Origin of the sequence: Mesorhizobium sp. M7A.T.Ca.US.000.02.2.1 (assembly GCF_003996995.1) — a bacterium.
In the GTDB taxonomy this organism is placed as follows: Bacteria; Pseudomonadota; Alphaproteobacteria; order Rhizobiales; family Rhizobiaceae; genus Mesorhizobium.
This window is the reverse complement of the sequence record NZ_RZTT01000190.1, coordinates 1-11,519: the sequence shown is the minus strand read 5'-3', so window position 1 is coordinate 11,519 and position 11,519 is coordinate 1. Positions and strand designations below refer to the sequence as shown.

Here is an 11,519-nt window from a genome sequence, read left to right as displayed (position 1 = left end):
GTCTAATGGTAGGACAGCGCCCTTTGAAGGCGTGAATCGAGGTTCGAGCCCTTGAGCGGGAACCAGCAACCAAGCGTTCGGCTGCTCAAAAGCTGCGCGCAGGGCTTGGCCAGCCGGCATCAGCGTATTAGCGAACGCTTGTATTTCGCCCCAAGCAGGATCATCATCCGGACCGTCAGTGGCTTCAAGGGGTGCAGCGCCATGGAACTGAGTTGCTTTGACGGGGGCATCGTTGCATCGACGATGTCCCTGAACGTCACGGCGGTTTTCATAATATTGACCGCATTTGCCGCATTCCGGCTGGTTGCAATGTCAGGCGAAGGTTCTGTCGACCAACTCCAGACAGCGTAGCCCGCAGGGGACCTCCGGTTCAGGAGAAGGCATATGGCCGCGAGAAAAGTTATAGCCGTCAAGGATTGGTCTTGCGGCATGAGCGACGAGCTCGGCCGCGTCGTCCTGACCATCAACCCGACCGAGGGTGAGCCCATCCTGGTTTTGATGACAATTCTCCAGGCGGCAAGGATGGCCGGGGAACTGCGGACCCCGAAACTCGTCTCCATACCTCGGTGACGCCACGCCCTTGGCAGAACGGATCAAGCTCGCCGGGGCAGCCCCAACGCCCTCCCCAGCGAGCCCTGTTGCTCCGTTACGATGAACAATGGAGCAATTACTGCTTTACGAATCCGGGCGCCGTTAAGTTGCATCCGGCCTCCTGAAACCATTTGGCGGACACCGCGTTGACCACCGGGCCGACACAGGAGACATCTCATGACCGTCAACTGCCGCATATCGATCGACAACCGGCCGGAGGCCACGGACGCCATTTTTCAGGCGGTTCCCCGGATCGGCGAAAGTGTTGCGCTGTCGATCGACGGAACCACGCAGGATCTGCGGGTATCGCGCGTCGTGCACGTCACCAATGGCAGCCTGGAAGGTGCCGCGATAATCGTCGAAGTGACGACCAACATCCTCTGAACCGAGAGTTCTCGTCCCGCTACGCCAGCCGGCGCCGCGTCGCGGCAACTGCCGACCGGCCTGTGGCCAGGGCGGCTCACGCGTGGTGAACCGCCCTACTCCTTGCCGCCGTCGGAAATGCCGTTGCCGCCGGCGGTTGGCAAGATGCCGAAGTCTTGCGACTTCGTACCTTGCTCCGCCGTCAGGAAGCCATCCGAGGCAAGACCGCGCCGCAGCAATTCCCTCACGGCGGCCGAACGGCTCGGCATGCGCTTGTCGAAGCGCCAGTTTTCCAGCGCCGCAAGTTCGTCTGACGTCAGCATAATCTGCAACCGTTCCGGACGTTCCAGTTCAGTCATCGCGCTTCCCTCGCTCAGCACCACGAATACGTAGAATGAGTATTCAACTTACTCAACTCATAATTAGGAAACCGCTCCTAGCGCGTCAAGACCTCGCGATGGGTGAACCGCTAGTCATGCTCATGAAGAGCCTGATGCGTATTAGGCGTAACACACACAGTTGCACAACTATACTAACTCATTGATTTGTTTTGATATTATTTAATTAGTGACTTGCCAAGCCCAAGCCCCTGCCGCATTGTGCAACCTGAACAGAAAACCATTCCCTTTGGGAGGTTTCGATGCGGTATGATTACTCGGCGCGACTGCGCGATGACGTCCGTTCAGCAGTCCAGGTCGCCTTCAGGAAGACCGGCATCGTCAGCATCACGGCGGTGGCGGAGCATGTAAGGGTCAGGAATCTTGCCGAAAACGTCGCCCTCGAGGACGTCGAATACCTTGTCTTCCAGGCAGCCCAGCTGATTGGCGCGGCAATTGAATTCGACGGGCTCACCAATTTCGACGGCGTAGCTGGTCTGTTCGTGGATGGCCTCGGTGGCGACGATGGTGAGCGCGTCAACGCCCAACTCGACAGACCTGGTGAGGCCACCCTGCAGTAAGGCAATTCCGGCTGAACGCGCATTTGTCCCGTGCCAGTCAAGGCGGCCTCCTCAAAAGGCCCCCTGCTGTTTCCGTACCTTGGTGATGACCATAGCCGTTCCGTCAGGCGGAGCCGGCGATTTGTGAGGCGAAGTCGCGATAGGGACGCAGCGGGCGGCCCAGAAGCGTGGTCAGGCGCTCGACGTCGCCGGCCTCGGGCAGCATGCCGTCGGTCAGGAACCGTTCGCCCATCAAGCGCATGTCGTACGCCATCCAGGCAGGCAGGAACTGCTTGAGATTCTGCTCGAAACCTTCGGTGTTGTCGCCGCCGTAGCTGATCGGGCGGGCAAGCACGTCGGACCAGATGGCGGCGATATCCGTCCCGGTCAGTGTCTGCGGACCGACGAGGTTGATCCGCTCCAGCGCAAGCGGCTCCGCGGACCATTCGCGGCGCAGCAGCTCGAGAGCGGCGATCTCGGCGATATCACGCACGTCGACCATGGCGAGCCCCTTGGCGCCGATCGGCATTGTGTAGGTGCCGTAGCCGGTGATCACGTCTTCGATCATCAGGTCGTTCTGGATGAAGTAGGCCGGGCGCAGGATCGTAGCCTGGAAGCCCATCTGCTTGATCATTCGCTCGACGCCGAACTTGCCGGCGAAATGCGGCACGTTCACATAGACGTCGGCATGGATGACCGAGAGATAGACGATCCGCTCGATGCCCGCCGATCGGGCGACGTTCAGCGCGACCAAAGCCTGGGTGAATTCGTCCGGCACCACGGCGTTCAAGAGGAACAGGGTGGAAACACCGGACATGGCTTTGCGCAGTGAATCGACATCGAGAAAGTCGCCTTGCGCGACCGATACGCCTGCCGGAAAGCTGGCTTTCGACGGATCGCGGACGAGAGCACGGAGGTCGGCGCCGCGCTTGACGAGGTGTTCGACGACTTGGCGGCCAACATTGCCTGTAGCGCCGGTAACGAGGATGGTCATGGAATTTCTCCTGTAGGGTTGCTTGACAGGCCCAATATGTGTGGCTCACAAACAGTCAAACAGGCCGAAATTTTAGACGAACCGTCTCACTGGTGGAACACTCATGGATCTTCTGGCCCTCACCGATTTCAACCTCGTTGCCCGCCATGGCGGTTTCGGCAAAGCGGCAAGGGCCACCGGCCGGCCCAAGGCAACTTTGTCGCGGCGGGTTGGAGACTTGGAGAGCAGCCTTGACCTGCGCCTGTTTGAACGGGGCGCGCGCAACCTGAAGCTGACCGAAGAAGGACGGGCGCTCTTCGAGCGGACGGGAGTATTGCTTGCCGAACTGGACGAGACGGCTGCGGAGATCGCCTCGGGCGGTCGGAAACCCAAGGGCAGATTGCGTATCAGCGCGCCCCTGCTTTTTTCTCAGACCGCAATGGGGAGGATCGCCGCGGGATTTACCCTCAAATTTCCGGAGGTGAGGCTGGAGGTCACGACGGAGGACCGGGCTGTGGACATGATCGAGGAAGGCTACGACCTGGTGATCCGGGTCAACCCGGATCCCGACGAAAGCCTGGTTGGACGGGCGTTTCTCCGCGACCGGCTGGTCGTCGTGGCGAGCCCTCAACTTCCTCGAAACGATGGTCCGGCCCCTGGCGTTGCGCGCGGGACAGGCGAACGGCAAACATGGCACGTGAAGACAGAGGCTGGCCGGTCGGCGATAAAAATCGAGCCGGTCCTCGCTTTGGGAACGCTCATTATGGTGCGCGATGCGGTGCGAGCGGGGGTCGGGGCAGCACGTCTTCCCATTTCGTTGGTGGCCCACGATTTGGCTGACGGCACGCTGGTGAATTGGGGAGACATTGACGGCCCTGAGATCGCTCTGTGGACGCTCTACCCGTCTCGGCGGCTGCTCAGCCCGCGCGTGTCGGCTTTCCTGGACTTTCTGAAACAGGCCTTCCCGAACGGGACGCCGGACGAACTGGCCGCCTATATCGGCAGGTGATGCCGAACCCGCTGTCAGCGCACTGGGGGCCTGGGCAGCGTCACGTCACCTGCCAGCCTGCTTGGCAGGACATGCCGCGACCTCCGATCCACTCCTCGACAGAACCCGGCAAACAGGCCGATCGCGCCGGCAGGCGCCGTTTCGCGAACGATTGTTTTCGGTGTGGAACAAACTGGGTGCATAGAGGTTTTGGCCTCGCCGCACTCAGGAGGACGTGGTGAAGGCTCTGCGAAGTCTCCTTGCCGAACTGTCATCCAACTGGCTCAGGCGCCGCAAGGCGCAAGCGTCCAACACCGCTGGGAATGCCAAAGCCACGCCCAGCGTTGCGCCGCAGGCGTCAAACCAGCGTGCCGCTCATAGGCCCAAGCCTCCGTCCACCCGCGATGTCGCCTCCAACATGTGAGCGAGTGCAAAGGCCATGATGATGCTGAATCGCCTGACTACGGATCCACTTCTCCGCCTTTTCATCGGTATAATTGCCGGCACATTGGCTGGAGGCGGTGTCGGCGAAGTGGTCGGCAACCATATCATGGCCGATCCCCTTGTCGGCGCATCCGTGGGCGTTTTGTCGGCGCCGCGATTGCCGGAGTGATCCTGGCCGTCGAAGAATAGCGCCGCCGCATGGTGAGCAGCCATGGGGCGGCCGCGTCGTCTTCAAGCCATCGGCATGCGGCCGAAACACCCTGTGGGAATTGAGCGATCGGCTGCTATAATTCCTGGACCCTTCCCGGAGAACGCCTGCCATGACCCTGAAAACACGCAAGCTCGGCAGCCAGGGGCTGCAGGTCTCGGCCATCGGCCTCGGCTGCATGGGCATGAGCCAGTCCTACGGGCCGGCCGACGAGGCCGAATCCATCGCCACGCTGCACCGCGCCATCGAACTCGGCTGCACCTTCCTCGACACCGCCGAGGTCTATGGCCCGTATACCAACGAGGCATTGCTCGGCCGGGCGTTGAAGGGCAAGCGCGACCAGGTGACGATCGCCACCAAATTCGGCTTCCGCATCGAAAACGGCAAGCAGGCTGGAACCGACAGCCGGCCCGAGCACATTCGTGAGGTCGTGGAAGCCTCGCTCGGCCGCCTCGGAACCGACCGTATCGACCTGCTCTACCAGCACCGCGTCGACCCGGCGGTGCCGATGGAGGATGTCGCGGGCGCCGTCGGCGAACTCGTCGCGCAAGGCAAGGTGCGCTTCTTCGGCCTGTCGGAGGCCGGCGCGGCCAACATCCGCCGGGCGCATGCCGCGCACCCGGTGTCAGCGGTGCAGAGCGAGTATTCGCTGTGGGAGCGCAATCTGGAGCCGGAGATCATCCCGCTGCTTGGCGAACTCGGCATCGGCCTGGTGCCGTTCTCGCCGCTCGGCCGAGGTTTTCTCACCGGCCAGGTCAAGCGCGCGGAAGACTATCCCGACGGCGATTATCGCCGCAACGACCCGCGCTACCAGGGCGAAAACTACGACGCCAATGTCGAGGCGGCCGCCAAGGTGAGCGACATCGCCGCTGCCCGCGGCGTCAAGCCCGGCCAGGTCGCGTTGGCCTGGCTGCTGGCGAAGGGCGACGGCTTTGGCATCGACATCGTGCCGATCCCCGGCACCAAGCGCACAAAATACCTGGAAGAGAACGTCGCCGCCGCCGCCATCAAACTCGATGCCACCGAGATGGCCGCGCTCGACGCAGCGCTTGCGCCGGGAAAAGTCTCCGGCCCGCGCTACACCGAGCGGGGCATGGCGATGGTCGACCGGTAGGGGCGCCGCCCGTCTCGCTCTGAGGGGCAATGCCCTCGCTCAACTCTTCGGCTGCTGCTGATGTCAAATCTGCCGTCGGCTCGGCTTTATCAGCCAATGTTTCAGCTGGCTGGTGGAGCGTTGACCGCAAATTGCGCAGCGAAAGCCCTGATGTAAGCAGGCCGAGCTTCACCGCGCGCTACATATGCAGAAAGATTTTGATATTCGTCCAAAATGCCCGACATTCTTAGTCGCAGCAGCACCGATACCATCAACAGATCGCCCGCGCTGAATGCATCGTCGAGCCACTCGGCGGCGCCCAGGCGAGCCGAGAGCCTGTCGAGACAGGCGCGAACACGATCCTTCACCAATGGCAAACGCTCCTCGCTCCAGGGCTTGTCAGCTTCGAATATCTTTGCCGTCGTTAATTCGAGGATCGGCGGCTCGACTGTGTTAAGTGCGGCAAACATCCAGGTGATCGCACGCGCGCGGGCATCGCGATCGCCGGGCAGCAGGCCCGCGTGCTGCTCGGCAAGGTGAAGGATGATCGAGCCGGTCTCGAACAGTGAGAGAGAACCCTCCTCGTAGGTGGGGATCTGGCCGAAGGGATGGAGGGCCAGATGGCCCGGCGCCTTCATCTGCGCGAAGGAAACAAACCGAACCTCATAAGGCAGCCCTACCTCTTCGAGCGCCCAGCGAACGCGCGTATCGCGCGCCAGTCCCTTGCCGCGATCGGGCGATCGCTCAAATGCCGTGATGGTGATTGTCATCGCATCGTTCCTGATTGGGCGAATTCTTCGGCTCCCTATCGTGAAGACGAATGGGCCTCCCGGAAATCGACATCGGTGTGAACTAATTTCCGCAATTCGTGCCTGGCTTGTCGACCCCGGCATTGCCGAAGAAGGCAAAGGCAGGGCCTAGTCCGCCGCTGCCGCCGTGACCTTCTTGGACGCGGCCCGCTGTCGCCGCATGCGCCGTTTGGCGACGAGCTTGAGAGCGACCGGCGGCTCGTTTGACAGCGCGCCCAGCACGGCGTCGACCATGCCATGCGCCACGAAATCCGCGTTCAAGTCACGGGCCAGTTTGCCCGCCGTCTCCTTGTCCTCAGCAGCGGCCTCCGACCAGAACACGATTCCCACCCGAAGTGCGGCCTTGGCGCGCTTCAGCCGGCGAACCAGGAAACGGGCGTGCTTGACGGAATCCCGGTTCAGGAATCCGACCACGACGGTGTCGACGGTTTCGAGCTCAAGGCGGCGAATGCTGGCGGGCTCCATATCGGCAAAGCCGGCTTTCGATACCGTCGCGCCCTGGACCTCCAGCACCTGCGCCAGCATCGCGGCGGCGGCGTCGTCGAGCTCGCCACGCCCACCGGCGCAAAGCACGGACATATCCGTTCCATCGGGCAGGTCGGTCTCGTCTTCCCCGCTGGGATCGCCATCGTCGCTCGCCTCTGCGGCCACGGGCGGCGCCTCCTCCCCGCCTGCCTCCTCCTGCGCGCTGTCGTCGAGATTGGCCACCAGCACTAGGGCACTGGCCGCCACCTGCCGCCTTTGCAAATCGCCCATGACGCCGCGCACACGGTCTTGTTCGCCCAGCAAAAGCGCCGGAATGGCAACCTTGTCGTAGAATTCGACCAGATATTTCTCCTCCAGCATCTCCTCGGCATGGTCGGTGGCTTCTTCCGGATCGCCGGCCAGCAGCCGCTGGTACAGGCGCGCATGGGGTTCGAGCACGGGCTCGTTGCCGAACAGCACGTCGAGGAATTCAAACTGCGGCACGTGTCTGCCCAGCACCACCAGGCAGACGGTGAGCGGTGTCGACAGGATCAGCCCGAGCGGCCCCCAGAGCCACGTCCAGAAAATCGCCGCGACGATGATCGCCAGCGGCGACAGTCCTGTCCGCGAACCGTAGAGCCAAGGTTCGATGATATTGCCGGTGATCAGCTCCATCACTACGAACAGGGCGGCGGTCCACAGCACGAGCGACCAGCCCGGCGCAACGGCCAGCGCCAGGAACAGCGGCAAAAGCATGCCGATGATCGGGCCGATATAGGGAACGAAACGCAGCGCCAGCGCCAGCAGCCCCCACAGCAGCGCATTGGGAATACCGAGGGCCCAGAGCCCGATCGCGATCGGTACGGCGTAGACGATGTTGACGACCAATTGCATCAAGAGATAGCGGCCCACCCGCTTGGCGGCATCCTGAAGCGCCTCGGTGGTGCGGTGGAGGTCGCCGTAGCCGACAAGCCGGATAAAGCGGTCGCGCAGATCCTCCCGCTCGAGCAGCATGAAGATGACGACGACGATGATCAGTCCGGCCGACCCAAGCGGGCTGATCAGCGGCCCGACGATATTCTGCAGGACCTGGAGCGGCCTTTCGCGCGCGACGATCTCGACCGGCACCGGCTCGCGCGGCGGCTTTTCCGGGGTGGCAGCCGGCAGCGAGGGGTCCTGCCTGTCGATCTCCTGGCCGACACGCTCGACCACCTTGCTCAGTCTGGCAAGGATCCCGCCCCCGACCCCGGTTTCCTTGAGCGAGCGGATCTTGGTCAGGATGTTGGTCTGGTAGACCGGGATGTTCTGCGCCAGTTCGCTGACCTGCGTGGCGACGATGAAGGAGAACAGGCCAAGGGCCGCGAAAGCGCCGAGCACGCTGGCAATGACGGCGGCAATCCGGGGAATGCCGATCTTTTTAAGAGCTGAGACAAGCGGCGCCAGTGCGAAGGTCAGCAGCAGCGCGATCGCGATCGGCAGAAAAACCTCGCGCCCGAAATACAGTGCCGCCACCGTCGTGACGATGGCCGCCACATTGGGCAAAGAGGTTCGCGGATGGGGCGCGGCTGCTGAAAGGGCGTCCCCTAGCCCATCAGCCGGAGACGCCGTGCCGTTTCGACGATTGGCCACGTGATGCCTCCCCTGCCAAATGCCATGATCGGGCATATAGAGCGGACGTGCAACTTTAGCCAACGATGAAATACGCCTCGCTCACAGGCAATGATCCGGGCCGCATCGGCCGCTCTCGACCGATCGGATCAGCGCGCCGCATGCCTGGCCAGCGCGTGCTCGATCAGCACGTCGATGGTCTGGCTGTAGCCGATGCCTGAGGCGGCCAGCGCCTTGGCGTACATCGAGATGTCGGTGAATCCGGGAATGGTGTTGACCTCGTTGACGAGCAGGCTGCCATCGGCGCGCAGGAAGAAATCGACGCGCGCCATGGCTTCGCAGCCGAGCGCCTGAAAAGCCTGACGCGCCATCTCCCTCGCTTTGTCGGCCACAGTGGCCGGGACATCAGCGGGCACCTTGACCAGCGCGCCGTCGGCATCGAGATATTTGGCCTCATAGGTGTAGAAGCCGTGCTTGCCGGCCGGAATGATCTCGCCGGGCAGCGACACCGTCAGCGACCCGCCGGCGCGCTCCAGCACCGAGAACTCGATCTCGCGGCCCTCGACGAATTCCTCGATCAACACTTTGCCGTCGTAGCGGAAAGCCGTGTCGATGGCCTGCTCGAAGCCATCCCTGTCATTCACCTTGCTGACCCCGAAGGACGAGCCCTGGCGCGCCGGCTTGGCGAAGAACGGCAGGCCGAGCGCCCCGGCAATCTCCTGGAAGGAATGCTTGCCGTTTCGATGCACGGTGACGGAGCGGGCAACCGCCAATCCCGCCTCGCGCATCAGCCGCTTGGCGACATCCTTGTCCATGGCCGCGGCCGACGCGAGGATGCCGCAGCCGACATAGGCTACATCGGCGACCTCGGCATAGCCCTGCACCGAGCCGTCCTCGCCGAACGGCCCGTGCAGCACGGGAAAGACGACGTCGATGGGGGGCAGGTCAGGCTGCGTACCATCCCGCGACACGGCGACCAGCCGGCCCTTGCCGCCGGGCAGCAGCGCGACCTCGGCACCATCTTCGGATGCCGGCGCCCCTGCTGCGTCATCAAGTTGTTGCAGCAGCCATCTGCCGCTTTTGGTAATGGCGATCGGCACGATGTCGTAGCGCGTCCGGTCGATCGCCTTCAGCACATTGGCGGCCGAAAGGCGCGACACGTCATGCTCGGCCGAACGCCCGCCATAGAGGATGGCCACTCTTGTCTTACCGGTCATCGAAATCCCTCGACTGTCAAAAAAAATCAAATGGCGACGGCAATGCCGCGATTGGCGAAGAAGCGGTCGAAATCGGCCGGCGCCAACACTGCGTCTGCCTGTGTGGCGGGGTCATGGCCGGACGGGTTGTGGAAGCGGAAACCCTGATTGGATGCCGCCGTGACCAGCACCAGATGACCGCCCTTCGAGGGCGGCTCGCGCTCGGGCCAGCGGATCGAACTGCTGACCGACGCGATGAAGAAGCGCGTCCGCTGCATGATCGCCGGAATCTCGGCCGTCGCGACATTGGTCACCACCTCGGCCCGGAGTCCAAAAACCTCTTTCACGAAGCTGACGAAGGGCGCGTAGATCAGCCCCTTGATCGATCCCCCGTTGACGACATAGCCGCCATATAAGGTGCAGCGCCTGGCAAGCTCGATCGTCGGCACGATCTCGCCGCGGCTTGCCAGGATCATCTTCAGGCACGCCATGCCGCAGATATTGGCCGCCCAGACCGCATATTCATCGAGTGTTTCCGCGCCCGATCCCCGCCACAGCGGATCGCGCCTGAGGGCAACATCCGCGCCGTCGGCGAGCACGTCCAGCGTCATATCTGGCGTCTCCCACTGGCTGAAAAACGGCACGGTTTCAGGCAGTGGACTCATACGGGCTCCTCGGCGGTTGACTCCATCTCGTATACGAGGATACGAGATGGATGAAAAGCCGCTTAGGCCCGTTTAGGTGTGGCGAGCCGCGCGCCGCCGCCTACTCGGCCTTCGTCCAACCGAAAACCAGCCATGCATATTTCGATTTTTCGTCGGGTTCGACAGTGTAGGTCATCTGCATGTCGCCGTCCTTGGCGTAGATATCCAGCCGGGGCGCCGTCTCCAGCTTGAGCCACGCCGAACTGTTGCTGAAGGACCAGGTTCCGCACCAGACGCAAGGCCCCGACGTCGGATCACCCGGCTGATGAAAGTTGTAGCGGCCGTCCGCCGTGATCTCCAGATAGTCGAACGCGCCGTAAAACGCGGTCACCGTCTGCTGGAATTCATTGGCGGCCGCTTCCTGTTCCGGTGTCGGCGCATCCTTCATATCGCGCGGCGGCCGGATGGCTCCGCCGTTGAGTTTCCATTTGCCGACAAAATCCTTCTGGGTCGGAAGATATTCCTCCTGCGCCTGCGCCGATGAAACATAAGCAAAAGGTGATATACTTGTGAGGCCCACGGCCCCGATCGCAAATAAAAGCGTGGCGGCACAGATCGCCCTTGTTGGGTTTTGCATAAAAGATATATCTCCACGGAGGTAAGGGGAGTTCTATTGAGGATTTTGCAGCGCACGTTGCTTCGATGCCGATTCCCGCCCGCCATTTGCACGGTTAGCATCGTGGCCATCAATCTGGCAACGCAAGGCAGCCTCTCTCCAGCATCGCCCATGCGCCCGAGATCACGGCCGGCTGAATATCGGCAGCTTAGAAGGTGATCTTCACCGAAGCTGCGCTGCGACTATGCGGACCATGATGGACGGCCTCGATGTTGTTGCCGTCGGGATCGAGCAGGAAGGCGGCGTAATAGCCAGGATGATAGGGCCGTTCGCCCGGCGCGCCATTGTCCGTGCCGCCAGCCGCCAGTCCGGCCTTGTAGAAGGCGTCGACCATGGCGTGGTCCCTTGCCTGGAAAGCCAGGTGATGGCGACCGGTGAGCTTTCCCTGTGCGGCCCGGCTGTTGGCAGTGGAGACAAACAGCTCGTCGGCCCAGAAAAAATCGTCGCCGCTCCCACCGATCGGAACATCGATCGCCTGCAGGACCGCCTCGTAGAAACGCCGGCTGGCCGCGAGATCCCTGACC

Annotated in this window: 13 protein-coding genes; 5 read left to right on the top strand and 8 right to left on the bottom strand. The window is 62.6% G+C overall.

Features of this window, described 5'->3' with window-relative positions; all coding sequences use genetic code 11:
- Nucleotides 1–384: 384 nt before the first annotated feature.
- Nucleotides 385–570: a hypothetical protein gene (locus EOD15_RS18615; RefSeq protein ID WP_127319426.1), complete on the top strand. Its 186-nt coding sequence runs from the start codon at nt 385–387 to the stop codon at nt 568–570.
- A gap of 198 nt (nt 571–768) precedes the next feature.
- Complete coding sequence (locus EOD15_RS18610; RefSeq protein WP_127319424.1) at nt 769–975, top strand: hypothetical protein; 207 nt, start codon at nt 769–771, stop codon at nt 973–975.
- 95 nt (nt 976–1,070) lie between these two features.
- On the opposite strand, the gene EOD15_RS18605 is transcribed toward EOD15_RS18610, so the two are convergent.
- Complete coding sequence (locus EOD15_RS18605) at nt 1,071–1,313, bottom strand: hypothetical protein (RefSeq protein ID WP_127269195.1); 243 nt, start codon at nt 1,311–1,313, stop codon at nt 1,071–1,073.
- Nucleotides 1,314–1,594: 281 nt separating this feature from the next.
- Here EOD15_RS18605 and EOD15_RS18600 point away from each other — a divergent pair, with 281 nt between their 5' ends.
- Nucleotides 1,595–1,912 carry a hypothetical protein gene (locus EOD15_RS18600; RefSeq protein WP_127269194.1) on the top strand — a complete coding sequence of 106 codons (318 nt, stop codon included), beginning with the start codon at nt 1,595–1,597 and terminating at the stop codon, nt 1,910–1,912.
- A gap of 103 nt (nt 1,913–2,015) precedes the next feature.
- Here the strand turns inward: EOD15_RS18600 and EOD15_RS18595 are convergent, their stop codons facing one another.
- Nucleotides 2,016–2,885 (bottom strand): NmrA/HSCARG family protein, encoded by an 870-nt coding sequence (locus EOD15_RS18595; RefSeq protein WP_127319422.1) that lies wholly within the window; start codon nt 2,883–2,885, stop codon nt 2,016–2,018.
- A gap of 103 nt (nt 2,886–2,988) precedes the next feature.
- Between EOD15_RS18595 and EOD15_RS18590 the strand changes: the two genes are divergently transcribed.
- Nucleotides 2,989–3,873, top strand: coding sequence for a LysR family transcriptional regulator (locus EOD15_RS18590; RefSeq protein ID WP_127319420.1), 885 nt, complete (start codon nt 2,989–2,991; stop codon nt 3,871–3,873).
- A gap of 743 nt (nt 3,874–4,616) precedes the next feature.
- Entirely contained in the window at nt 4,617–5,618 is a 1,002-nt protein-coding gene (locus EOD15_RS18580; protein ID WP_127319418.1) for an aldo/keto reductase, read from the top strand.
- A 101-nt stretch (nt 5,619–5,719) separates the two neighbouring features.
- Here EOD15_RS18580 and EOD15_RS18575 read toward each other — a convergent pair whose 3' ends face one another.
- From EOD15_RS18575 to EOD15_RS18550, 6 genes are all read right to left on the bottom strand, one after another.
- Nucleotides 5,720–6,367, bottom strand: coding sequence for a glutathione S-transferase family protein (locus tag EOD15_RS18575; RefSeq protein WP_127319416.1), 648 nt, complete (start codon nt 6,365–6,367; stop codon nt 5,720–5,722).
- Nucleotides 6,368–6,514: 147 nt separating this feature from the next.
- A complete protein-coding gene (locus tag EOD15_RS18570; protein ID WP_245463707.1) occupies nt 6,515–8,536 on the bottom strand; it encodes an AI-2E family transporter in 2,022 nt (673 codons plus the stop codon).
- Nucleotides 8,537–8,628: 92 nt separating this feature from the next.
- The gene (locus EOD15_RS18565) at nt 8,629–9,696 is read right to left on the bottom strand and encodes a D-alanine--D-alanine ligase family protein (RefSeq protein WP_127319412.1); all 1,068 of its coding nucleotides are present in this window, start codon (nt 9,694–9,696) and stop codon (nt 8,629–8,631) included.
- 26 nt (nt 9,697–9,722) lie between these two features.
- Nucleotides 9,723–10,340, bottom strand: a complete 618-nt coding sequence (locus EOD15_RS18560) for a C39 family peptidase (protein WP_127319410.1) — start codon at nt 10,338–10,340, stop codon at nt 9,723–9,725.
- 100 nt (nt 10,341–10,440) lie between these two features.
- The gene (locus tag EOD15_RS18555) at nt 10,441–10,956 is read right to left on the bottom strand and encodes a hypothetical protein (protein ID WP_127319408.1); all 516 of its coding nucleotides are present in this window, start codon (nt 10,954–10,956) and stop codon (nt 10,441–10,443) included.
- Between the two features lie 187 nt (nt 10,957–11,143).
- A partial coding sequence (locus EOD15_RS18550) for a VOC family protein (RefSeq protein WP_148129575.1) occupies nt 11,144–11,519 on the bottom strand: 376 nt, incomplete at its 5' end.